19 protein-coding genes and 1 other RNA gene are annotated in these 23,938 nt (G+C 39.0%); 18 read left to right on the forward strand and 2 right to left on the reverse strand.

All coding sequences use genetic code 11. The features are described 5' to 3' along the window. Window positions 1-193: 193 nt before the first annotated feature. Window positions 194-2,896, reverse strand: coding sequence for a transglycosylase domain-containing protein (locus tag AC1VS3_RS04425; protein WP_008688236.1), 2,703 nt, complete (start codon window positions 2,894-2,896; stop codon window positions 194-196). Then, window positions 2,886-3,446, reverse strand: coding sequence for a Holliday junction resolvase RecU (recU, locus tag AC1VS3_RS04430; protein ID WP_008978464.1), 561 nt, complete (start codon window positions 3,444-3,446; stop codon window positions 2,886-2,888). Before recU ends, AC1VS3_RS04425 begins: the two co-directional genes overlap by 11 nt. 405 nt (window positions 3,447-3,851) lie before the next feature. Between recU and AC1VS3_RS04435 the strand changes: the two genes are divergently transcribed. The 18 genes from AC1VS3_RS04435 (at window position 3,852) to AC1VS3_RS04520 (ending at window position 23,894) form a co-directional block, all read left to right on the forward strand. Beyond that, window positions 3,852-4,178: a DivIVA domain-containing protein gene (locus tag AC1VS3_RS04435; RefSeq protein WP_008688238.1), complete on the forward strand. Its 327-nt coding sequence runs from the start codon at window positions 3,852-3,854 to the stop codon at window positions 4,176-4,178. Between the two features lie 6 nt (window positions 4,179-4,184). Then, an RNA gene (gene rnpB / locus AC1VS3_RS04440) (RNase P RNA component class B) lies at window positions 4,185-4,526 on the forward strand. 200 nt (window positions 4,527-4,726) lie between these two features. Further along, window positions 4,727-5,665, forward strand: a complete 939-nt coding sequence (locus AC1VS3_RS04445) for a helix-turn-helix domain-containing protein (protein WP_481275534.1) — start codon at window positions 4,727-4,729, stop codon at window positions 5,663-5,665. Further along, window positions 5,649-6,239, forward strand: a complete 591-nt coding sequence (gene pgsA / locus AC1VS3_RS04450) for a CDP-diacylglycerol--glycerol-3-phosphate 3-phosphatidyltransferase (protein ID WP_008688240.1) — start codon at window positions 5,649-5,651, stop codon at window positions 6,237-6,239. The genes AC1VS3_RS04445 and pgsA overlap by 17 nt, the downstream gene beginning before the upstream one ends. Continuing rightward, window positions 6,240-6,716, forward strand: a complete 477-nt coding sequence (locus tag AC1VS3_RS04455) for a CinA family protein (protein ID WP_008688241.1) — start codon at window positions 6,240-6,242, stop codon at window positions 6,714-6,716. It abuts the gene before it with no gap. 16 nt (window positions 6,717-6,732) lie between these two features. Further along, window positions 6,733-7,764 carry a recombinase RecA gene (gene recA, locus AC1VS3_RS04460; RefSeq protein WP_008688242.1) on the forward strand — a complete coding sequence of 344 codons (1,032 nt, stop codon included), beginning with the start codon at window positions 6,733-6,735 and terminating at the stop codon, window positions 7,762-7,764. Window positions 7,765-7,966: 202 nt separating this feature from the next. Further along, complete coding sequence (gene rny / locus AC1VS3_RS04465; RefSeq protein ID WP_008688243.1) at window positions 7,967-9,523, forward strand: ribonuclease Y; 1,557 nt, start codon at window positions 7,967-7,969, stop codon at window positions 9,521-9,523. Window positions 9,524-9,528: 5 nt separating this feature from the next. After that, window positions 9,529-10,314, forward strand: coding sequence for a TIGR00282 family metallophosphoesterase (locus AC1VS3_RS04470; RefSeq protein WP_008688244.1), 786 nt, complete (start codon window positions 9,529-9,531; stop codon window positions 10,312-10,314). 282 nt (window positions 10,315-10,596) lie between these two features. Continuing rightward, the gene (locus AC1VS3_RS04475; protein ID WP_008688245.1) at window positions 10,597-10,770 is read left to right on the forward strand and encodes a 4Fe-4S binding protein; all 174 of its coding nucleotides are present in this window, start codon (window positions 10,597-10,599) and stop codon (window positions 10,768-10,770) included. A gap of 86 nt (window positions 10,771-10,856) precedes the next feature. Further along, window positions 10,857-12,296, forward strand: a complete 1,440-nt coding sequence (miaB, locus tag AC1VS3_RS04480) for a tRNA (N6-isopentenyl adenosine(37)-C2)-methylthiotransferase MiaB (protein WP_008688247.1) — start codon at window positions 10,857-10,859, stop codon at window positions 12,294-12,296. 181 nt (window positions 12,297-12,477) lie between these two features. Beyond that, window positions 12,478-14,139 carry a ribonuclease J gene (locus AC1VS3_RS04485; protein ID WP_008688249.1) on the forward strand — a complete coding sequence of 554 codons (1,662 nt, stop codon included), beginning with the start codon at window positions 12,478-12,480 and terminating at the stop codon, window positions 14,137-14,139. A gap of 26 nt (window positions 14,140-14,165) precedes the next feature. Continuing rightward, the gene (locus AC1VS3_RS04490) at window positions 14,166-16,562 is read left to right on the forward strand and encodes a DNA translocase FtsK (protein WP_008688250.1); all 2,397 of its coding nucleotides are present in this window, start codon (window positions 14,166-14,168) and stop codon (window positions 16,560-16,562) included. Beyond that, window positions 16,555-18,063 carry a YjjI family glycine radical enzyme gene (locus AC1VS3_RS04495; protein WP_008688252.1) on the forward strand — a complete coding sequence of 503 codons (1,509 nt, stop codon included), beginning with the start codon at window positions 16,555-16,557 and terminating at the stop codon, window positions 18,061-18,063. Before AC1VS3_RS04490 ends, AC1VS3_RS04495 begins: the two co-directional genes overlap by 8 nt. Next, a complete protein-coding gene (locus tag AC1VS3_RS04500; RefSeq protein ID WP_008688254.1) occupies window positions 18,041-18,880 on the forward strand; it encodes a YjjW family glycine radical enzyme activase in 840 nt (279 codons plus the stop codon). Before AC1VS3_RS04495 ends, AC1VS3_RS04500 begins: the two co-directional genes overlap by 23 nt. A gap of 96 nt (window positions 18,881-18,976) precedes the next feature. Then, window positions 18,977-20,044: a BMP family lipoprotein gene (locus tag AC1VS3_RS04505; protein ID WP_008688256.1), complete on the forward strand. Its 1,068-nt coding sequence runs from the start codon at window positions 18,977-18,979 to the stop codon at window positions 20,042-20,044. 276 nt (window positions 20,045-20,320) lie between these two features. After that, on the forward strand, window positions 20,321-21,847 hold the full coding sequence (locus AC1VS3_RS04510) for an ABC transporter ATP-binding protein (RefSeq protein ID WP_008688258.1): 1,527 nt from the start codon (window positions 20,321-20,323) through the stop codon (window positions 21,845-21,847). Continuing rightward, window positions 21,844-22,947, forward strand: a complete 1,104-nt coding sequence (locus tag AC1VS3_RS04515) for an ABC transporter permease (protein ID WP_008688260.1) — start codon at window positions 21,844-21,846, stop codon at window positions 22,945-22,947. Before AC1VS3_RS04510 ends, AC1VS3_RS04515 begins: the two co-directional genes overlap by 4 nt. Further along, window positions 22,944-23,894, forward strand: coding sequence for an ABC transporter permease (locus AC1VS3_RS04520; RefSeq protein WP_008688262.1), 951 nt, complete (start codon window positions 22,944-22,946; stop codon window positions 23,892-23,894). Before AC1VS3_RS04515 ends, AC1VS3_RS04520 begins: the two co-directional genes overlap by 4 nt. Window positions 23,895-23,938 lie beyond the last annotated feature (44 nt).

Genomic DNA, 23,938 nt, shown 5'->3' on the forward strand with positions numbered 1-23,938 from the left:
GTTTTTTTATAATATACTTTTTCTTATTATAGAAGAGACGATAGTAAAGCGTGGTTGACATAAGAAAAGGTCATAGTAAAAACGGATAGATATCAGAATTCTGTCAAATAAGAAAGCCTTTTGATGTGCGTATTAATTAATAGACGATAATAAAAGAGATTCTTCAAGCAAAGAATCTCTTCTGTGTAATATGCTAATCACCAAATGTATTGCTAGTTGGCCTGCCATTTTCTTTATTGCCAGTTCCACTCGCAGTATCACCTTTATTGGTGTTATCATTTTTATCCGTATTAGCATTATTATTGGTATTATCATTTGGCTTTTGATTGTTATTATTAGGCGGCGTTACTTCTTGTACTGGATGAGCTTTACAAGCTTCAATAGCAGCTTGGATATCTTGAACGGCTTGATTGATTTCTGCCTGTGTCACACCGCTTGATGTTAATAAAGCATTTGCTGCATTGATTCGACTATTTAATGCTTGCACATAAGCACTTTGATATTTTGTAGTATCGGTATATGCAGCAGCATTTTGAATAGCAGATGTTAGGGAAGTTGTTGTTACGGCAACTTCTTTTTCTTTCAAGCCACGTATTGCATTTTCTAAGGCTTGTTTTGCTCTATTTACTTCGTCTTCTGTGACGTCTTCTTTATTTAACAACGCATTTGCTTGTTTTAGAGCTTCTTGCAATGCAGCCCATGTTTCCGGTGTATAATCGCTTTGTTTATATTTACTAGCATCACTGATAGGTGATTTTAATGCATCACTAGCTTTTTTCACATTGGCTACGGTTTCAGGATTGTTTTTTGCAGCATCCTTTAGGAACTCTGTTTTGATGAGACCTCCACCATAAGAGCTGATACCACCGGGATTTTGAATCCTTGTCGCATTGGAACTTAAGGAATCTAAAATATAACGATTGATCTTACCAGGTATATTCATATTTTGTACAGCTTCGGATAAATAGGTGTAGCCGTTGACACGTGAATCGAAGCCGTTCCATGAAGCAATCGTATAATCGCTTGTGTAATTGACCATCCAACCGTCATGGGCATTACCACCGACTTCATCAGCATAATCATCCCAGTCAGAAGTTCCGGTTTTTCCATAAACCGGATATCCAGCACCATTGAAGGCTTGGCTCATATAGTTATATCCGCTATATTTGCCTGTGATAGCTTTGTTTAACAAATCACTTGTCATATAAGCAGCCTGCGGGGACATAGCCTGTGTCGTCTTAGCGTTGTTCTCATAAGTTTTACTGCCATCTTTATATACAACCTTTGTGATCATATGCGGTTCTATATATTTTCCACCGTTTGCTAAGGTAGCAAATGCGGCTGCCATTTGAGTAGGGGTTGCTTCAAAATTAGCACCACCAATGGCATACAGTAAATCGAATTTTTCAGCAACCTTATCATCAAAACCTAGTTTTTTCATATACTCTCGCATATAATCGTTGCCAACCGCATTTGTCACGGCTTGCATAGCTTCCAGAGCAGGGATGTTTAAGGATTGCGCTAACGCACGTTCTAATGAAACTTTTCCATGATATTTGTTATCGTAATTACTCTTTGTATCTCCATAAATTTGGATAGGTTTATCTTCTACGATTCGTGATGTCGCCCAGCCGATTTGATCAAAAGCCTGTGCGTATGCCAATAATGGTTTTGATGTTGATCCTGGCTGATGCTTTTCTTTTGTCGCACGATCTTTATACGTACTGGAAGTAGGATCATCAAAGCCAGTACCAATAGCAATGATCGTACCTTTACGATTATCGATAACGCTTGCAGCTATTTGGAAATATTTATTTTCCGGCATACCGATAACTTTCTTTTCCTGAATATCATTGAGACGATCTTGGGTGGAAGTGTCCAGAGCAGTATAAATTTTCATTGGTGTTGTTGCTGGGTCTTCACCTGTCAGCTCTCTAGCCTCTGTAATCGCAGCTTGCGCGTATGCGAGGTAAGGATTATCCTTGGCCTTTGATTCTCCTTTTAATTGGAATGCCAGTTTTGTTGCTTTAGCTAATTTATATTCGCTTTCACTGATATAGCCATGACTCAACATTAAGGAAAGGGTTTCGTTGCGGCGTTTGGTAGCATAAGCATAATAGTTTTGTTTCGTTTTGGAATCATAGCCTTGATATGGGTTATACAATGCAGGTGCATTGACCACGCCGGCTAAAAAGGCACTTTCGCTCAGATTCAGCTGCTCTACGTTTTTGCCAAAATAATATTGCGCTCCTTTTTGAATACCGCGGGCGCTAGCACCAAAGTTAATTTTATTCAAATAGTTTGTTAAGATTTCTTCCTTGCTCATTTTAGAATCAAGGCGAAGACTTAAATAAATTTCCTGAATCTTCATTTCAATTTTATCTTTTTGTGTTAGCTTAATGCCTTCACTATCTGCCTTTTCTTCCTTAGGCTTATTAATAAAGTTATCAATCGTCTGCATGGTCAAGGTAGAACCACCCTGTGCCAAGGATCCGGAACGTAAATTGTTGAACGCACTGGAAATAAAGCGAGGAAGATCAAAACCGTTATGTTTAAAATAACGGGAATCCTCAATAGCCAAAAAGGCATCAATGGTAACTTGTGGAATTTGTTCATATTCAACAATTTCACGGCTTTCTGCACCGAGCTCATAAATGACTTTGCCATCAGCACTGTATAATGTGCTTGGCTCTACATTAATGATTTTTTCTTCCAATTTTCGCTCATCTTCACTGACCTTACCAATGATTTGGCTTAGCAGGAAGAATCCGGTCACGCCTCCTAATAATACACAACATAAGAAGACGATGATGATACCATTCACGACGTTACGAACGGTAGCTTTCTTTTTCTTTCCTGTTGGATTGGAATTTTTTTTCGTAGTATCATTTGCCATACGAGTTTTCCTCCTTGAAATATAAGGCATCTACATTATCTAAATAACGCAGCCGTGGGGATAATCCTTCCTTGATATAAGAACCGAGCTGTTTTACTTGTTCATAAGGAATGGACTTACGTTCACTATTTTCATAGCGTTCGATTATTACGCCAGCGTCAATCAGATAAGTCTCATCATAAAAAGTGAATCGGATGATGAAGAATCCAATACCTCCATGAAATAAGACCTTTTTCAGATGATGAATCTGATGGGGATGTATGCTTTTAAAGGGAAAGGATGTTTTTGATTTGGTTTCTTTCGCTTCAAAGTCAATTGCTTTTCCCCGATACACGCCATTATAATCAGTCGTGCTAGGGGTCTTATAATAGGCCTCTGTTATTTTGGCGGCACAGCGGGCAGGATAATCGACCTTAACCACCTGAATCGGTGTTGGCTTCTTATGAATCAAGGCGCGATCACATGCACGATAATAGGCGTTGCTGTCATTGATGTCTTCCTCTAATGACATTCCACGACCCATATGATTATCCACAGCTGTTTGACTCACCTTGTTTTTTTTATTGGGGTATCCTATCACATGTATCACCAGTTTATATTATATCATAAGGTTTTCATGATTGCGATAAATAACCGTAAGAATTCATGGTATTCTAATGATAAAAAGCATGAATTTGATGAATATTGTGCTGAGAATACACGATTCTGAAAGTTTTCTTAACATTTGAGCAGGTTTTTTATTAAGCAGAAAAGGTCGTCGATTTAAAGCTTTCTAATAAAAATTTTTATATATTTTACTGCAATAACTTTAGAAGTACTACCAAAAAATCGATCATCTTACTCATAATATAATAAGGATATCTTATGAAAAAGATACTGCAAAGGATAGGAAAGCAAAAAAATATCTTGCAATTTTAATGGTTTTTTGAGAAACTATAACAGGAAGGTGAGTGCAATGGAAAAAAGGTTTAAACTGAGTGTGGAAGATGTATTAAACAAACAGTTCAATGTGGATTTTAAAGGATATTCTTCTCGTGAGGTCGATGAATTTTTAGATCTTGTGATTCATGACTATCAAGAATATGACCACATGATTGAAAATCTTGGCAATCATCTTCAAGAGTATGAACGTCATATCGCCACCCTAAAAGCGAAAATCGTAGAATTAGAAGGAAAACAGGAAGTGGAAGCTATAAAAGCTGAACTGAGCGGAGATAACATCGATATTCTGAAACGATTAACACGTTTAGAAAATGCGGTATTTCGGAAAGAAAAAGAATAATCGGCAGCGTTGCGGCAGTCGCTGGTCATTTGACTAGAGGAAAGTCCATGCTCGCACGATCTGTGATGATCGTAGTGTTTGTGCTGGATGAAACAATAAATCCAGGCAGTGTAATTACTGACGGCTGAAGGAAACCTAAGGGAAACTATGGTGTACTTCTTTAAAAGTGCCACAGAGACGAGCTTTTATGGAAACATAAAAGATGGAACGGGTAAACCCCGCAAGCGAGAAACCCAAATTTGGTAGGGGAACCTGCTGGAGGTGAAGTGAAATCATCCGGTGGGGCGTTTGAAAAAACGCAGATAAATGACTGCCACTCCATTGGAGTACAGAACATGGCTTATGCAATGAAACCGTAGAGCAGGAGTAATCCTGCTTTTTCAATGTAAAAATGACGCGAAATTGTGGAAATGCTGTGAGATTTTCAAAAATGTTCATAATAATTTTACAATTTAGTTTTTGCTTGTTATAATAATAAGGACTATAAAAACGGGACATACTGAAGATATCGAAGAATGTCGTTCAGGTACTATAAAAGAGGTGTGCAAATGGAAAAAATAGGAAACATGTTAAAGGAAAAACGTATCGAACTCGGTATGAGTGTCGAAGATATAAGTGAAAAAACCAGACTTACAACAAAGCACATCAAAGCCTTAGAAGAAGGAGATATTTCTTTTTTTCATGAGGACCTGAGTTATTTACGCTTTTTTGTGAAATCGTATTGTGATGCGGTCGGTATTGATTTTGAAGATATGAAAGATGAATTGCGTGAAAGCATTGACGATTATACCATGACATCTGTACAAAGCGCACAGCTTTCTCATGAAGAAATTGAACATAATATCGCTAAGAGTGAGAAGCTTACGAAAGTGCAGACCGCAGATGTGAAAATGCCACGCCAAAAGCGCAGAAGAGCGAAACCAGATGTTTCTTTAATTTCGCTTGTGGCAATTATTGGTGTTGTGGTCATCGTATTGATGTTTGCTTTTGCGATTTTCATGCAGACAGATAGTGGCAAGGATAACAAACCGACAAACAATATGCCAATTGCCGGTGAAAATGATAAAGAAGCCTATCCTAGCGATGACGAGAAACTAAAAGAAGAACAGAAAGAAGAAGTCAAAGAATTAGAAATCGTCAAAAATGATGTGACCGATTATACAATCAACAATGTCAAAGAAGGCGAGAAATTAAAAGTGGAAACGAAATTTAACGGCAGCAATTCTGGTTATAGTGTTACGGTTGATGAAAAAGATATTCGTGAAAATAAGATATTTAATGTGGGGCAGACAGCTACAAGTGAAATTGAAGTGAAAAAAGGCACGAAGATTTCTATCTATATCGGTTGTATGGTGCAAACTGATATAAAAATTAATGGAAAGGTCGTAAAGACGGATAGCAGTATAAATCCAAGCACATATCCTGGATATTGTCCTAGCAATACGTTGACGTTTACGGTAGGTGAAGTAAATGAATCTGCCAAATAAATTATCTTTGTTTCGTGTCGTTTTAGTACCAATCATCGCTATTCTATATTTGTTTTGTGATTTGGGTATGGCATTCCAAGTGAATGTACAGGATGCTATGGTGACAGTGCAATGGAGCGATATCGTGGTGCTGATTTTATTTGCGATTGCTTCTTTTACTGATTTTTTGGATGGAAATATTGCACGCAAACGAAATCTGGTTACCTCTTTTGGTAAATTTGTTGATCCGATTGCTGATAAGCTTTTAGTAAATACGATGCTGATTTTATTTGCTGTTGGCAATAGAGTGCCAATCATCGCGGTGATCATTATGATTTGGCGTGATACGATCGTGGATGGCTTGCGAATGTCAGCAAGTGCAAAAGGCAAAGTGGTGGCAGCGGGCATGCCAGGGAAAATTAAAACGGTACTGCAAATGTTTGCTATTATTTTTGTCATGCTGTATGATTTACCATTTGCTTATTTAGGTATTCCGATGGATCAAATTTTTATTTGGGGAGCAACAATAGCTTCCGTGTATAGTGGAATTGTTTATTTTATGAAGTTGAAAGATGTTGTCATGGAGACGATGTAGATGGAACAGGTAACAACAGCAGCATCTTTCGTGGCTTTGCTGAAAGAAAAAAAACTGACAATTGGCAGCTGTGAAAGTTTTACAGCGGGTGCCTTTTGTGCAGCAATAGCAGATGTTGCAGGAGCAAGTGCCGTTTTAAAAGGTGGATTAGTCACATATGCCACACAAGAAAAAATAGCATTGGCACATGTTGATGCAAAAATCATCGAAACATATGGTGTTGTCAGTGAAGAATGTGCAATTGCAATGGCGCGAAGCGCACGTGCTGTATTGGATGTTGATCTATGTATCTCCTTTACGGGAAATGCCGGACCGGATGCCTGGGAAGGCAAACCGGCAGGTTTAGTGTATTGTGCAATAGCAGATATCCAACATGTACAAGTATTTGCATTACATTCTAAATTGACACGCAATGAATTGCGGGCGTATGCTGTACAATTTATGATGGAAAAAGCAGTCGCATTCCTCAGTGAATGAGAAAGGGAAAAGTAGCATGAGTGAAAAGAAAGATAAGAAAACAGAGACAAAAGCAGAAGATAAAAAAGATACCTTATTAAGTGATGCAATTAAGGCCATAGAAAAGCAATATGGAAAAGGCAGCATCATGAAATTAGGAGATCGTGCTGCGGTAGAAATTGATGCTATCAGCAGTGGTTCCATCAAAATAGATGAGGCTTTAGGTATTGGTGGATATCCCAAAGGTCGTATCATTGAAATCTACGGTCCGGAATCAAGTGGTAAAACGACATTGGCATTGCACGCGATTGCTGAAGTACAGAAAAAAGGCGGGCGTGCTGCCTTTATTGATGCAGAAAATGCGATTGATCCTGTATATGCGCAAAAACTTGGGGTCAATATTGATGAGTTGATCTTATCACAGCCAGATAGTGGAGAACAGGCGCTGGATATTACCGAAATGTTAGTAAAAAGCGGTGCTATTGATTTGGTTGTCGTGGATTCGGTTGCCGCCTTGGTACCACAGGCTGAATTGGATGGTGAGATGGGTGATTCACAAGTAGGATTACAGGCTCGTTTGATGTCAAAAGCGATGCGTAAATTAAGTGGTGTCATGAATCGCAGCGAATGTACGGCAATTTTCATTAATCAACTGCGCGAAAAAGTTGGAGTTGTTTATGGCAATCCTGAAACCACACCTGGTGGTCGTGCTTTAAAATTTTATTCCAGTGTGCGTTTGGATATTCGACGCAGTGAGGCAATTAAAAATGGAACTGAAATTATTGGAAATAAAGTAAATGTAAAAATTGTGAAAAATAAGGTAGCGCCACCTTTTAAAACGGCTGCTATTGAAATCATGTATGGCGAAGGCATCTCTTATATCGCGGAGTTATTAGATTTATGTGTGGATCATGATATTGTTATGAAAAGTGGTGCTTGGTTTTCTTACAATGGTGAGAAAATCGGCCAGGGGAAAGAAGCTGCAAAAAATACGATCAAGTCTAATCCAGAACTGTTAGAAGAGTTAAAAACAAAGCTCATGGAGAAAACAGCAGCTGAAAAAGCTTAAAAAGCTTTAAGGATCGTTTAGTTTACCTATCAAAAAAGAAGGACAGGATTGCCCTTCTTTTACTTTTTGATGGAACGGCTTTCAATTTTTGATTCTAATTTTCCAAAAACTGCGGTTTTTAGTTGAGAAAAATGTGAAATTTATGTACAATATATGTTAGAGAATAAAATTCTCATTACATGACGAATGGAGGAATAGTGTTATGGAAAATAATGCACTGCTCATCTTTTTGTCTGCGTTGATAGGTCTTGCCGTTGGAATTATCGTTATGATAGTGGTATCTAAGGCAGGTTTAAATAAAGATCAGCAAAAGGCCAACCTGCTGCTGAAGGAAGCGGAAGCAAAAGCCGACGCAACCGTCAAGCAGGCAGTATTGGATGGTCGTACACAAGCGCATGAATTGAAACTTGCGGCAGAAAAAGAGATAAAAGAACGCAAGCAGGAGGTTACCGATATGGAAAATAAACTCCTGCGCAGAGAAGACAATCTGAATTTCCGCGATGAAACATTGACAAGCAAAGAAAAACAGATTGATCTGAAAAGTGCTCAATTAGCTGACAAAATGGCAATGCTAGATAAAAAAGACAAAGAGTTACAGGCAAAGATTGATGTACAGGTAGAGGAATTGGAACGTGTAGCGGCCATGTCTACCAGTGAGGCAAAAGAAGAATTATTTGCAATCACCGAAAAACGTATGGAAAAAGAGTTGGTTGCCTACATCAAAGAAAAAGAAGAAGAGGCCAAAGCAACTGCAGATGAAAAGGCGCGCAATATCGTTGCACAAAGCATTCAGCGCTTATCGCAGGATGAGGCCGTTGATCGCACCGTTTCCGTTGTTGCTTTACCAAGTGAAGAAATGAAAGGTAGAATCATCGGACGCGAAGGGCGTAATATCAAAGCCATTGAACAGGCGACTGGTGTTGATTTGATTATTGATGATACGCCAGAGACGATTACTGTTTCTTGTTTTGATCCAATTCGCCGCGAAGTTGCAAGATTGGCATTGGAACATTTAATCAAAGATGGCCGCATTCAGCCGGGCCGTATTGAAGAAGTTGTCAATAAAATCAAGAAAGAAATGGATACCAACATCATGAAGACTGGTGAAGATACCGTCTTTAAATTGGGTATCGGTCGTATTGACCGTGAAATCATTAAGATGATTGGTCGTTTAAAGTACCGTTATTCTTATGGACAAAATGCATTACAACATAGTATGGAAGTTGCTCATCTGGCCGGTATGATGGCAGCTGAACTTGGTTTAAATCAGCAGCTGGCTAAACGAGCAGGCTTGCTTCATGATATAGGAAAGGCTATGGATTTTGAGGTTGAGGGTAGTCATATTGAATTAGGCTACAAATTCTGTAAGAAACATGGTGAACGCGATGTGGTATTGAATGCGATTCAGTCACATCATGGAGAAGTTGAACCGAAATTTCTCATAAGCAATTTGGTTATAGCTGCTGATACGATTAGTGCAGCGCGTCCAGGTGCTCGCTATGAAGCGTTACAGAATTATATCAACCGTCTGGAAGAGCTTGAAAAGATTACAAAATCATTTGATGGTGTGGATAGTTCTTATGCGATCCAGGCAGGACGTGAAGTTCGTGTCATGGTCGTACCGGATAAGGTGGATGATTTGGCTTGTCATAAACTTGCCCGTGACATCAAGGACAAGATTGAGGCGGAACTGACATATCCAGGACAGATCAAGGTTACGGTCATTCGTGAAACAAGATCTTGTGAGCTGGCTAAATAAAAAATATGAAAGTCTTATTTATAGGAGATATCGTAGGAGCTGCCGGAAGGGAAACTGTTAGCCGGCAGCTTCCTCTTTTGAAACAGCAGTATGCCATCGACTTGGTAATTGCAAATGGTGAAAATGCTGCTCATGGGAAAGGTATTACCCGCCGCATTTATAACCAACTGCTGGCCTGTGGGATTGATGTCATCACCATGGGAAACCATACATTTTCTAAAAATGATATTTATCAGTTTATTGATGAAGCTGAGCGTATGGTACGCCCTGCCAATATGGAACCTTTAGAATATGGGGAACATACCGTTGTGATTAAGGTACAGGGGAAACGGGTTGCCATCACGAATTTAAGTGGTGAAGTTTGGATGAATAATGTAATAGATTCGCCGTTTTATTGCATGGAAGATATTCTTCAAGAAGTGGAAGCAGACATTTATCTGGTTGATCTTCATGCTGAGGCAACGAGCGAGAAAATCGCTTTTACGTATTGCTTTGCGGATCGCTTAAGCGCTGTAGTTGGCACACATACGCACGTACAAACTGCAGATGAACGAATCGTGTATGGGTGTGCGGCTATTACGGATTTGGGGATGTGCGGTGCGTATACCAGTGTTTTAGGACGTGATGTGAATGAAATAGTAACGCGTTTTACAACACAAGAGAAGACCAAATTCAAAATTGCTGAAGGTGAAGGGATTTTCTGTGGTGCTTTAGTGGATATCGATGATACAACGAATCGTGCAATAGGTATCGAACGCATTCAAATACGTCCAGAACATGTTGAATGTTAATTGCTTAAAATAGGAAGAAAGACAATGGAAAACCATTGAATGTTCTTCCTTTTTTTAACTTTGATTGCTTTCATCTTTCTAACAGGTAAATGTTTAAAGCCTTATTTAGGGGAAACTTTATGATGATCGGATATGTACAAGAAAAGATTTCTCAAAGGGTTGTTCATAGTTTTGTGAAAGACGTAACAAGTGCGTCTTCACAAAAGTATTTTTGGCTTTAAATGCTTGCATGTCCTTGGAGATATTGGTATAATAGGAATGGTTGTAAAGGAGGAATAAAGAATGCCAGTAAATGTAAATGCTGATACTTGCATCGGTTGTGGTGCTTGTGTAGGAGTTTGCCCAGTTGGAGCTTTATCCATGAACGCTGATTCTAAATCAGAATGCGATGAAGGAACTTGTATTGACTGCGGATCTTGTATTTCCGCTTGTCCAGTAGAAGCAATCTCTCAGTAAACCAAGTAGAAATGCTTGGTTTTTTTAAGTCAAGATCATCCACTTAGGATGTTTATTATATTAGAAAAAAGAAAGCAGGGAAGTAAATGAAAACACAGCCAGGATGGGCGTTGCCTAATTTGCATGAGGCCCAAAAACGTACACAGAAAGAAGTCACGATTGAAAAAAGCTTGTTTCAAATACCTAGTGAAGTTAGAACACTGGGACAGGGAAAGAAATACTATCTAAGAACTTATGGATGTCAGGCGAATGAACGCGATTCTGAAACCTTGGCAGGTATTTTAGAAGAATTGATGTTTACACCGGTAGAACACCCTGAACAGGCTGATTTGATTTTGTTAAACACATGTGCTATTCGTAAAAATGCTGAGGATAAGGTGTTGGGCGAGATCGGTTCTTTAAAGCGTTTGAAACGAAGCAATCCAGATTTGATTTTTGGTTTGTGTGGTTGTATGGCACAAGAAGAAGATGTCGTACAAGTGTTATTAGAAAAATATCGCCATGTCAATCTTATTTTTGGAACACATAACCTTCATCGTTTACCAGAACTTTTGTATGAGGTGATGGTTGGGCATAAGCGTAGTGTCGAGGTGTTGTCAAAAGAAGGCGATGTCATTGAAAATCTTCCGGTAAGACGTTTTGGCAAACATAAGGCTTGGGTCAATATTATGTATGGATGTGATAAATTTTGTACATATTGCATCGTCCCTTATACTAGAGGAAAAGAACGTTCCCGAGCTATGGAAGATGTATTGCAAGAAATACGTCAGTTAAAACAAGATGGCTATAAAGAAATTACCTTGCTGGGGCAGAATGTTAATTCTTATGGAAAAGATTTGCATATCGAAGGTGGTTTTGCGAAATTGTTGGAGGAAACGGCGAAAATTGGCATAGAACGTATTCGTTTTACAACAAGCCATCCATGGGATTTTAGTGATGAGATGATTGATGTGATTGCACGTTATGACAATATTATGCCATTTATACATCTGCCGGTACAAAGTGGTGATGATGAAATTCTGAAGATTATGGGGCGTCGTTATACAAACGCACAATATCTCACCTTATTCCATAAGATCAAAGAACGTATGCCAGAGTGTGCAATCTCTACAGATATCATTGTGGGTTTTCCTAATGAAAGCGAAGGACAGTTCCAACATACGTTAGATCTAGTGAAAGAATGTCAGTTCGATAATGCTTTTACCTTTATTTATTCTCCACGAGAAGGAACACCGGCTGCACGTATGGCGGATAGTGTATCTTTGGAAGTCAAACAGCGTCGCTTGGCGGAACTTAATGCTTGTTGGAATCAGTATGCTCACGTTAAAAATGAGGCATATCTCGGTAAAGTAGTCAAGGTATTGGTGGATGGCGCCAGCAAGAAAAAGGCGAATGTATGGAGTGGCTATACAGAAACCAATAAGCTTGTAAATTTTACTGGTGAGCATGTGACTGCTGGGGATATCGTAAAAGTGAAAATCACAGCATGTAAGACATTTTCTTTAGATGGTGAACAAATTCTATAAAAAGTGAGCAATCACTTTTTTTATGGTTTCGTTTATGGTTTTTGCGATAAAAAGCAATTCCCTTGTCTTTTTTTTGATGTTTAGTGGTATAATATCATTAGTTTATCATGGAATTTCGAGTTCATTCAGAATGAAACAATAAGAAAACATAATAACAATATGAAAACGGAGGTAACGATTTATGGATCAAGTACGCATTTTTGCGCTTGGTGGACTTGATGAAGATGGCAAGAATATGCTTGTCGTTGAAGTCAATGAAGCTATATTTATTATTGAAGCCGGATTAAAATATCCGGATACAGGACAGTTAGGAGTGGAATTCATCATTCCGGATTTCTCTTATCTGATCGAAAACAAAGAACGTATTCAAGGGATCTTCATCACCCATGCCCATGATGATGTAGTGGCAGCCTTGCCATATTTATTAAAACAGGTGAATGCGCCAGTGTATACAGGTGCTTTAACTGCGAATATCATTCATGAGATGCTAAAAAAAGAAGGCATAAAGAATGCAAAGATTCATCGTTTAAAACGCTGCAGTAAGCAGACAATTGGCGGTGTCAAAATACGTACATTCCCAATGACACATGCATTTCCTGACAATTTTGGATTGGCGATCAGTACCGATCAGGGATATATCGTCTATACAGGAGAATTTATCGTAGATTATGATATGCTTCAAAAAGAATATTTATGTGATTTAAACGAATTAAGTGATATAGGAAAAAAAGGTGTTTTGTGTCTGTTGTGTGAATCCCAGGGCGCTGATAAGAGTGGACACACGGCTCCTAAACATCGCATTACATCTTTGATTGAACCGATTTTTGAAGCTAGTGAAGGAACACGAATTTTGATTTCCTGTTATTCCCAAAGTTTATTCCGCATCATAGAAATTATTGAATTGGCGAAAAAGTTTAATCGCAAGATCTTTTTTCATGATAAAGGAATTCGTGAACTGTTAAAACATTTAGAAACGATGAAATACTATCGCGTTCCTAAAGAGATGGAAATCAATGAAAAGAACTTTAGTGATGACATGGAAGATGTTGTCGTTTTGATTAGTGGCAATGGTAAAAATCTGTTCCGTACGATGACAAATATCGCTAATCATGAAGATGCGCATGTAAGTTTCCGTACGAGTGATACGATTATTGTAGCCAGTCCAATTGTCAGTGGTACAGAATTAGATGCCAGCAATATGGAAAACGAAATTTATAAAGAGGGCGGCAAGATTTATACGCTGGATTCTAAAACCGTATTATCTATGCATCCATCCAGTGAAGATCTGAAAATGATGCTGTATCTCTTCCAACCTAAATATTATATACCGATCAAAGGCGAGTATCGTCATTTATATGTAAATGCAAATTTAGCAACGAAAATGGGGTATTCACCCGATCGTATTCTGATTTTGGAAAACGGACAGATTGCCTTATTTGAAAATAAAATCTTAAAGAGTGTCGCACAGCGTCTGGAATTAGAAGATACGATGATTGACGGTAAGGAAAATTGGGATGTGACAGGTGTTGTCTTGAAGGATCGTGAGGTTCTATCGACAGATGGGGTGATGATCATCGGTGTTGGTGTTAATCATAAGACGAAGGAAATATCCAATGGTCCGGATGTGCAGACTAGAGGGCTGATTTATTTAAAGGATGCAGAATATATCATTAAAGAAGTCGGTAATATCATGGAAAACTGTATCGAAAAAGCAGTAAAAGAAAAACGTTATGATAATTTGACAGTACGTGCAGAAGCGCGCGATAAGATCAGTAAATATTTAATGAAGGAAACCGGGAAACGCCCGATGGTCTTACCGGTCATTATGGAAATTAATTCATAAGTATTTTGTAGAGAAGGGAGGACAGTATGGCAGCAAAAAAGAAAACAAAGAAAGCGCAAAAGAAAAAACAGGCAGCTGAAAATGAAATTCTGGTTTATATTTATGCTTTGGTCCTCATTACCTTATCCATTATCGGATGTCTGGAAATTGGCTTTTTAGGCAATCTGATCACAGGTGTTATCCAATATGTGACTGGAAATCTATATGGTGTCGTTTACGGTCTTATCATTGTTTTTTCCTTCATGTGGATGCTTAAGAAAAATATTAGCGATGTACCTCTGAAATATACAACAGGGGTCATCGTTTTACTGAGCGCATGGCTAATTGCGGCAAGTTTGCCTAATGATGAAAAACTAACGGGGATGGACATACTATCCCATTTTCTTGGCAACAGTGCGCAAGTTTTTCATGGTGAACAGATTGGTGGTGGACTAATTGGTGCTTTTCTTGTGTCCATCACGACTTTTTTGGTGGATTATACGGGTACTAAGATCATTATCATCGCTTTAGTGGTCTTAGGCTGTATTTTGCTTATATCAGGGCCTTTATTTGCGTATTTACGGCAAGGGGCATCCGCATTCCAAAAGCCTTTTTCCTCAATGAAAGAAAATGCTCAAGCCAAACGTGAACAGCGACGAAATAAGAAAGCGTTGAAAAAGGAACAAAAGGTCGAAAAGACGAGTGAACAAGCAAATACCACACCTGCTAAGGAAAGCATGTTTGGTAAGATCAACTTGGAAGAACGCGTTCGTCCAGGACAGGTGTCTTTCTTAGATGTGGATGATGAGTTTGATATTATTACGGATGGTCGCAATGATGCTTTTGAACCGCTTGTGTCAAGCCAGGATGCTCATGAGGAAGAGGATGAGGTTGTCATAGGTTTTGGTACAGCTTCAAAAGCCGTGCAACAGCAAAAGGAAGATAAACGAATCATTGAAGAAACGATAGGAAAAAGTGATACATTCGTAAGTAGTTTTAAAGAGGATTGGTCAAAATATAAGTTGCCTAAGCTGACCTTGTTAAATGATATAGGAAAAAAAGCCCGCAGTACTGCGAATATCAAGGCAGCAAATGAAAGTGGCCAGCGGTTGATTGAAATCTTAGATGAATTTGGTGTACGTGCTACTTTAATGGCTACGCACATTGGACCATCTGTCACTAAATTTGAAGTAAAGCCGGATCTTGGCGTGCGTGTCAATAAAATCAGCAATTTGCAATATGATATTAAAATGGCACTAGCAGCAAAAGATATCCGAATTGAAGCACCGATACCTGGCAAAAGTGCTGTTGGCATCGAGATTCCCAATGTGGAAAAAACTAGTGTTAGCATGAAAGAATTGATGAAATCAGTTCCGGAAAAGTACCAGGATAAAAAAATGTTGTTTGCCTTAGGAAAAGATCTCATGGGCAGCTGTGTATATGGAGAACTCAACAAGATGCCCCATTTGTTAATTGCTGGAGCAACCGGAAGCGGGAAAAGTGTATGTGTGAATTCTATCATTACCTCTATATTAATGCGTGCAAGACCAGATGAGGTCAAGTTGCTATTAGTAGATCCCAAAAAGGTGGAGTTTACACCTTATAAGCAAATTCCCCATCTGTTAGGTCCGGTCATTACCGATGGAGAGGAAGCAAATCGCGCCTTAAAGGTAATTGTGGCCATGATGGATAAACGCTATGAACTATTTGCTATGGCGGGTGTACGTAACATTGCCGGCTATAATACATATATTGAAAATCATCCTGAGGATGGTTTAGAAAAACTACCGTGGATCGTTGTCATCATAGATGAATTAGCTGATTTAATGTTAGTTGCAGCGAAAGAGGTTGAAGCAAGTATTCAACGTATTACGCAGTTGGCACGCGCAGCCGGGATTCATTTGATCGTAGCCACACAACGCCCTAGTGTCGATGTTATCACTGGTGTCATTAAGGCCAATATTCCATCGCGTATCGCTTTTGCGGTATCTAGCGCTGTGGATTCACGAACGATACTGGACCAGATGGGTGCAGAAAAGCTCTTAGGTTATGGAGATATGTTATATATCCCGGTGGGAGAGACCAATCCTACCCGTGTACAAGGTGTGTTTGTAAGTGATGCGGAGGTACAGAGCATTTGTGACTTTGTCAGTGCCCAAGGAAAACCCAAATATGAGGATGCTTTTTTACGTTTAGAGGCTGTAGATAGTGAATATGCTGCTACGCAGGAAAGTGCAGATCCCTTGTATGAAGAGGTAAAATCTTTTATAATAAGTACTAGGAAGGCTAGTACATCATTGATACAGCGTAAGTTCAGTATTGGCTATGCCAGAGCTGCGCGGTTGATCGACGTATTGGAGGAACAAGGCGTTATCGGACCTAGTCGTGGTTCTAAGCCGCGTGAGGTGCTTGTACGCTATGAGGAGGATGATTTTGATGAGTAGAGTAAAAGATATTATCAGTGACCCTACACTAACTTATCAGCAACAATTATTGGCATTAGCCAGATTGGCTGAAAACGATGATGATTCATTACCTTTAAAACCGGAGATGAAAAAGGCATTGGAGGAAGAAACTTTATGTGATTTAGGAGAAGGAAGAGCACCTTATCGCCCTCGCTATATCTTGCCGGATTATCAAAAGTTGATGAAAGAAGGTTGCGCATTTTTAGGCTTGCAGCCACCGACAGATATCTGGGAAGCTACCAATGCTTTATTAATTATGTACAAACATGTTCCAAGCATTACTTCTTTTCCTGTCTATCTGGGTAACTTTGCTGATTTATTCACTCCATTTGATAAGGACGAAGAAGAAACGCGTAAAGCGTTGCGTCTGTTTTTGCTGCATATCGATAAAACGTTGACGGATTCTTTTGTACATGCCAACATCGGACCAGAAGATTGTCGTGTGGCAAGAATCATCTTAGATCTAACAAAAGAAATGCAGTTAGCAATACCAAATGTTACTTTATTGTATGATCCAGAACGGACAAGCGATGAGTTTGCGAAAGCCTGCATTGATTGTATGCTGGCAACAGCTAAACCAAGCTTTGCTAATGATGTCATGTATCGACAAGATGGTATCGGAGAATATGGCATCGCCAGTTGCTACAATGCGTTAAAGATCGGTGGAGGCGGTTATACGCTGCCAAGAATACGCTTATATAATGTAGCTAGCAAGGCAAAAGATAAAGCTGATTTCATGGAGCATATCTTACCATATTATGTAAACATGATGTTAGAATTTATGGACGATCGTATTCGCTATATCGTAGAGGAAAGTAACTTTTTCAAGGCTAATTTCTTGGTAAAAGAAGGCTTTGTTAAACGTGAAAACTTCACAGGTATGTTTGGTGTTGTAGGCTTGGCAGAATGCTGCAACCATCTTTTAGGTATAAAAGATCCTAAGGAAGGTTATGGACATAATGAAAAAGCACATCAACTTGGTGTCGAAATCATGAATGCGATTGAAACGATGGTAAAAAACCATCATGGTCTGTATTGTGAAGGCTGTCATAACCAATATGTGCTGCATGCACAGGTTGGTATCGACAGTGATGGCCGCGAAAATTCACCAGGTGCTCGTATCCCGATTGGCTGTGAACCGGATTTATGTGATCATATCGCTGTAGAGTGCAATTTCCATAAGTATTTTGTATCCGGAATCGGTGATATCTTTAAATTTGATGATACATGGAACAATACACCGGATGCATTATTGGATATCATCAAGGGAGCCTTTGCTCAAGGTATGCGCTATTTTACCGGCTATAATGCGGATAATGATGTAGTACGCGTGACCGGATATCTGGTAAAGAAAAGTGAAATTGAAAAATTGGACCGCCAAGAAGCAAGTTTGAATAATGTGACCGTGTTTGGACAGGGAGCACGTAACACAGCAAACGCTCTGGATCGTCGTGTATATGATGAAAGCGCCCGTAAATAAGATCATTCCTTTTTCCAATGTAGATGGCCCAGGTAATCGCTGCGCCATCTTTTTTCAAAGCTGTCCCTTCTCCTGTCTGTATTGCCATAATCCCGAAACAATCCATATGTGCATGCATTGCGGGGACTGCGTTACAACTTGTCCAACAAACGCTTTGACATTGGAAGCGGGAAAGGTCTTGTGGAATTCTGATAAATGCGTAGATTGTGATACATGTATTCATACGTGTACGCATTTAGCATCACCTAAGATACGCTATATGAGCGTAGAAGAATTAGTTGAGCAAATTAAAGCTAAAAAAGCTTTTCTGCGAGGAATCACGGTGAGTGGAGGAGAGTGTATGAATCATGCGGCTTTCCTATTGGACCTATTTAAAAAAGTAAAAAAGCTTGGGTTAACATGTTTGATTGACAGTAATGGGTATTACGACTTTTCACAATATCCTCAGCTGATGGCAGTTTGTGATGGGGTCATGTTGGATGTCAAAGCAGTTGATGCAAAATTTCATCAATATCTTACCGGCTGTGACAATACTATGGTATTAAAAAATCTAGCGTATTTATTACATACACAGAAGTTGGAAGAAGTACGTACGGTGATTTTACCTAATCAAGATGAACAAAATGAGAAAACAGTACGCTATGTCAGTGAGCTTTTGAAACAGCAAAGTCGATATAAGCTGATACGCTACCGCCAGTATGGAGTGCGTGAAGAAGGTTTGAAAGCGCTGGGAAATACAACGGTTTCGCAAATGTACGTGGCTCAGTATAAGCAAATCTGTGAGGAAAATGGTAATACGACTTCTATCATAATCTAGGGCTTTGTAAGGGCTTAATTTCTTGACAAAAGATAAGATTAATTGTAAACTTTTGATAGGACCATTAGGAAGGTCAAATAAATGGAGGAGAACCTTATGAACAAATTTGCAAAACTGAGTTTGGTCGCGATGATGGCTGCGACAACTCTTGCCGGTTGCGGCAGCAAAGACGATGGTGACAGCAAGAAGAAAGACTGTCCGGTAAAAATCGGCTTTGTTACGGATACCGGTGGTATTGATGACCACTCATTCAATGAGGGTTCATGGAAAGGTATTGAAAAGTTCGCAAAAGACAATAATATCAGTACGGACTGCATCAAGTATCTACAATCAAAAGGTGATGCTGACTATGAACCAAACCTAAATCAGTTATCAGAAGATGGTTATGATTTAGTTGTTGCAGCTGGTTATAAATTTAATGATGCAATGGCAAATGTATCAAAAGCAAATCCAGATACAAAATTCTTGGTCATCGATACGGTGATTGATTCTGAAAACGTACAGAGTGCTACCTTTAAAGCAGAAGAATCTTCTTATTTAGCTGGTGTAGCTGCAGCTATGCAGGCAAAGGCTGAAGGCGGAAATGCTGTTGGCTTTATCGGTGGTGAAGATGTTGATTTGATTCGTGCTTTCCAGGCTGGTTTTGAACAAGGTGTTAAATCAGTAGATAAAAACATCAAGATTTATGTAGATTATGCTGGTGGTTATGATAAAACGGAAAAAGGTACATCTTTAGCTGAAAAACATTACTCTGCAGGCGCTAAGGTTATTTATCACGCAGCAGGTGGTACTGGCAACGGTGTCTTCGCTGCAGCCAAAGACCGCGCTAAAAAAGGTGAAAAAGTTTGGGTTATCGGTGTTGATTCCGATCAGTTCAGCACAGGTATCTATGATAAGAAAGAAAATAAATCTGTAACTTTAACTTCTGCTTTGAAACGTGTAGATGCTGTTACAGAGGCTGTTTCTAAATCTGTATTGGACAACAAGTTTAAAGCTGGTTTGCAGACTTATGACAGTTCAAATGATGGTGTAGGTTTACCTGATGAAAACCCTAACCTGTCTGATGACATCAAGAAAGCTGTTGAAGATGCATCTGCTAAAATCAAATCTGGTGAAATCAAAGTTTCTGCAGAACGTACGATTGCTCCAGGAAGCAACGGTTAATTATTTCTACATATGTGATAAAGTCTCTCTTGTGAGAGGCTTTTTTTGCATGAAAGAGAGTAACGTAAAGATAAAAAAGTTATTCTTTTCCTGTCTGTTTTTGTATATTTCCTAATAAAAAATATGATATAATAAATCAGTAATAAGCAATCATTTGCGTAACTCGCCTACTACATGGAGTGTGTGAATCCTTTGTAAGATATGAGTACGCATGATTTGCTATAACGAAAACATTATTTTCGTATATTGTTTTCATGAATCTAAAGGAGGAAACCTATGACTTATGCAGTTGAACTGCTGAATATCACAAAAGATTTTCCTGGTATTCGTGCAAATGACAATGTGACTGTACGCCTAAAGCAAGGGAGCATTCATGCTTTGCTTGGTGAAAATGGTGCGGGAAAATCCACACTGATGTCCATTTTGTTTGGCTTATATCAGCCAACCAGTGGGACGATCAAGGTAAATGGCAAAGAAGTCAAGATCAATGATCCAAATGATGCAACCCAGCTAGGCATTGGTATGGTGCACCAGCATTTTAAACTGGTGGAATGCTTTACAGTTACTGAAAATATCATCCTTGGTATGGAACCTACCAAATTTGGTATGGTAGATATTAAATCAGCGGCGAAGAAAATCGAAGAATTTTCTAAGATGTATGGTTTAAATGTTGATCCATATGCCAAAATTTCCGATATTACGGTTGGCATGCAACAGCGTGTAGAAATATTAAAAATGCTCTACCGCAATGCAAACATTTTGATTTTTGATGAACCTACTGCTGTATTAACACCACAGGAAATTGAAGATTTGATGGAAATCATGCAAAAGCTGATTAAAGAAGGAAAAAGTATTTTGCTTATCACACATAAGCTGAATGAAATCAAGCAAGTTGCTGATGAGTGCAGTGTATTGCGTCGTGGAAAATATATCGGTACGGTCAATGTTGCGGAAACATCGACACAGCAAATGGCCGAAATGATGGTCGGTCGTGAAGTGAATTTTAAGGTAGAAAAAGGACCCCATGCTCCTGGTGAGGTAGTTTTGGAAACAAGACATCTGAATGTAAAAAATAGTAAAGGCGTCTTAGGACTTAAGGATTTTAATTTAAGCGTACGGGCAGGGGAAATCGTTGGTATTGCTGGTATTGATGGAAATGGACAGGAAGAACTTGTGCATGCATTAAGCGGTTTGACCTCTGTAGAGAGCGGTGAAATTCTTTTAAAGGGTGAAAATATTACCCATACAAGCATTCGTGATCGTTTTGATAAAGGAATGGGACATATACCAGAAGATCGTCATAAGCATGGACTCATACTTGATTTCCATTTAAAAGAAAACTTTATTATTCATGAATATGATCGTAAGCCATATTGTAAAAATATGATCATGCAACAAGATGTTATGGATGCGTATGCGGATAAACTGATTGAAGAATTTGATGTGCGAAGCGGTGAAGGCAAGGATTCCCTTACACGCAGTATGTCCGGTGGTAATCAGCAAAAAGCAATTATTGCCCGTGAGATTGAGCGCAGTCCTGATTTGTTATTAGTCGTACAACCAACGCGTGGTTTAGATGTTGGGGCAATTGAATACATACATAAAAGAATCATCGCTGAGCGTGATGCAGGAAAAGCCGTTCTTCTAGTATCTTTTGAGTTAGATGAAGTTCTGGATCTTTCCGATCGTATTGTTGTTCTATTTGACGGACATAAAAATGGGGAAATGCTGGCAAAAGATACGGATGACAAGGAATTGGGTCTTTATATGTCAGGTTCAAAGAAGGGAAGTGAAGATGAATGAAAAATAAAGATGCTTTAAAAATATCACTTCTGGCAATTCTGTTTGGTGTTTTGTTAGGAGTTGTTATCCTTCTCTTAACAGGACGTGATCCTTTCTATTTGTTTTATGGTTTAGTGCGTGGTGCCAGTGGTCTAGATTTAATCAAAGGTGGCTCTATCAATCCGCGTTATATCGGTGAATTTATTGTTGCTAGTATGCCAATTATTTTAACGGGACTATCGGTTGCCTTTGCTTATCGTACCGGTTTGTTTAATATCGGTGCAGAAGGGCAGCTAATGGTGGGAGCTTGCGCATCTATTGCAACTGCCGTCTTATTCCCACAGATTCCTGTTGTTCATATGCTCGTTTCTGTATTGGCAGGCATACTTGCGGGGGCTGCATGGGGCTTTTTGCCGGGAATCTTGAAGAGTAAGTTTAATCTTCATGAAGTTGTTATTTGTATTATGATGAATTATATCGGTATGTACTTAGCTAATTATGTATATGTTCAACTTCCGGGCTCGGATACGTCACGAACAGCTTTGATACCGGAATCAGCAAGCTTAAGTAATTCTTTCTTTGAATCTTTGACAAATCATTCGCGTTTAAATCTAGGTATTTTCTTTGTCATCCTAGCTGTTTTGGCATATTGGTTTATCATTGAGAAAACAAGCTTTGGATATGGCTTGCGTGCTACGGGATTTAATAAAGAAGGTGCTCGTTATGCCGGTATGAAGGTAGAGCGTAACATCGTCTATTCTATGATGATTGCTGGTGCAATGGCTGGCTTAGCCGGTGCGATCATTTCCCTTGGAACTTTTAACTATGGACGTGTATTATCTTCTTTTGAAAATTATGGTTTTGATGGTATTGCCGTTGCCTTAACGGGTGCCTGCAATGCTATTGGTGTTGTATTAGCTGGCTTATTGTTCGGTTTGTTAAAGGTGGCACAGCCAATCTTACAATCCGTAGGTATTCCTAAGGAAATCGGAGAGATTATATCAGCTGCTATCGTATTATTTGTGGCAATGCAGTATGGCATTCGCATTATATTAGATAAGTTATCGAAATTGCGTCATAAAAAGGACGCAAAAGAGCCGAAGGGAGAGAAGAGTGTATGACCTTATTATTTCAGATGTTTCCTTTGGCACTTGGTGTCGCTACTCCAATTGTTATATGTGCACTAGGTGGATTGTTTTCTGAACGAAGCGGTATAGTAAATATTGCATTGGAAGGCATTATGCTTGTTGGAGCCTTCTTTGGTGCTACCGTTTCTTTATTGTTGGAAAGTTCTTTTGGTAGTTTAGCACCTTGGATTGGTATTTTAGCCGGTTTGTTGGCAGGTTGTCTGTATTCTTTAATACATGCTTTTGTATCTGTAAGTTTAAAAGCAGATCAAACCATTTCTGGTACTGCATTAAATATGCTATCAACAGGACTTACTGTCTATCTATGTCAGATTATCTTTAATGCACAGCGTTCTGAACAATTCATTGAAAGCTTTTCAAGAATATCAGTGCCCGTTTTAAAGGATATACCAGTACTTGGACCATTATTCTTCACAAATGTATTTCCAACCTTTTATTTAGCGATTGCTTTAGCAATCATTACCTGGTTCGTTGTATTTAAGACAAAGTTTGGTCTGCATCTGCGCTCTTGTGGTGAGTATCCGCAAGCCAGTGCTTCCATGGGAATCCATGTGGAAAAAATGCGCTATATCGGTGTCTTGATTTCCGGTTGCTTAGGTGGTTTAGCAGGTGCTATCATGGTACTGTCATTGGATGTTCAGTTTACCGTATTCTCTATTCATGGAATTGGTTTTATATCCATGGCATGTTTGATTTTTGGTAAGTGGAAACCATTTGGCTGTTTAGGGGCCGGTATCTTCTTTGGTTTCTCACAGGTGTTGAGTGATTATTCTGGACAGATTCCCTTCTTAAAATCGCTGCCTAGTGAAGTATTCTTTGCTTTGCCATATCTGTTGACAATTATCGCCTTATTGCTATTTGCCCGCAGTTCCGTAGGACCTAAGGCATCTGGTGAGATATATGATTCAGGTAAACGTTAAAAAGAATGTCAAAATAATCTGATAGAATCGTCGTCTGCTATTGC

It is taken from the genome of Longicatena sp. (assembly GCF_982403165.1).

Coding starts and splice junctions, on each gene's coding strand:
- AC1VS3_RS04425 (WP_008688236.1), bottom strand. CDS start 2,896: ATGGCAAATGATACTACGAAAAAAAATTCCAATCCAACAGGAAAGAAA.
- AC1VS3_RS04435 (WP_008688238.1), top strand. CDS start 3,852: ATGGAAAAAAGGTTTAAACTGAGTGTGGAAGATGTATTAAACAAACAG.
- AC1VS3_RS04445 (WP_481275534.1), top strand. CDS start 4,727: ATGGAAAAAATAGGAAACATGTTAAAGGAAAAACGTATCGAACTCGGT.
- pgsA (WP_008688240.1), top strand. CDS start 5,649: ATGAATCTGCCAAATAAATTATCTTTGTTTCGTGTCGTTTTAGTACCA.
- AC1VS3_RS04455 (WP_008688241.1), top strand. CDS start 6,240: ATGGAACAGGTAACAACAGCAGCATCTTTCGTGGCTTTGCTGAAAGAA.
- recA (WP_008688242.1), top strand. CDS start 6,733: ATGAGTGAAAAGAAAGATAAGAAAACAGAGACAAAAGCAGAAGATAAA.
- rny (WP_008688243.1), top strand. CDS start 7,967: ATGGAAAATAATGCACTGCTCATCTTTTTGTCTGCGTTGATAGGTCTT.
- AC1VS3_RS04470 (WP_008688244.1), top strand. CDS start 9,529: ATGAAAGTCTTATTTATAGGAGATATCGTAGGAGCTGCCGGAAGGGAA.
- AC1VS3_RS04475 (WP_008688245.1), top strand. CDS start 10,597: ATGCCAGTAAATGTAAATGCTGATACTTGCATCGGTTGTGGTGCTTGT.
- miaB (WP_008688247.1), top strand. CDS start 10,857: ATGAAAACACAGCCAGGATGGGCGTTGCCTAATTTGCATGAGGCCCAA.
- AC1VS3_RS04485 (WP_008688249.1), top strand. CDS start 12,478: ATGGATCAAGTACGCATTTTTGCGCTTGGTGGACTTGATGAAGATGGC.
- AC1VS3_RS04490 (WP_008688250.1), top strand. CDS start 14,166: ATGGCAGCAAAAAAGAAAACAAAGAAAGCGCAAAAGAAAAAACAGGCA.
- AC1VS3_RS04495 (WP_008688252.1), top strand. CDS start 16,555: ATGAGTAGAGTAAAAGATATTATCAGTGACCCTACACTAACTTATCAG.
- AC1VS3_RS04500 (WP_008688254.1), top strand. CDS start 18,041: ATGATGAAAGCGCCCGTAAATAAGATCATTCCTTTTTCCAATGTAGAT.
- AC1VS3_RS04505 (WP_008688256.1), top strand. CDS start 18,977: ATGAACAAATTTGCAAAACTGAGTTTGGTCGCGATGATGGCTGCGACA.
- AC1VS3_RS04510 (WP_008688258.1), top strand. CDS start 20,321: ATGACTTATGCAGTTGAACTGCTGAATATCACAAAAGATTTTCCTGGT.
- AC1VS3_RS04515 (WP_008688260.1), top strand. CDS start 21,844: ATGAAAAATAAAGATGCTTTAAAAATATCACTTCTGGCAATTCTGTTT.
- AC1VS3_RS04520 (WP_008688262.1), top strand. CDS start 22,944: ATGACCTTATTATTTCAGATGTTTCCTTTGGCACTTGGTGTCGCTACT.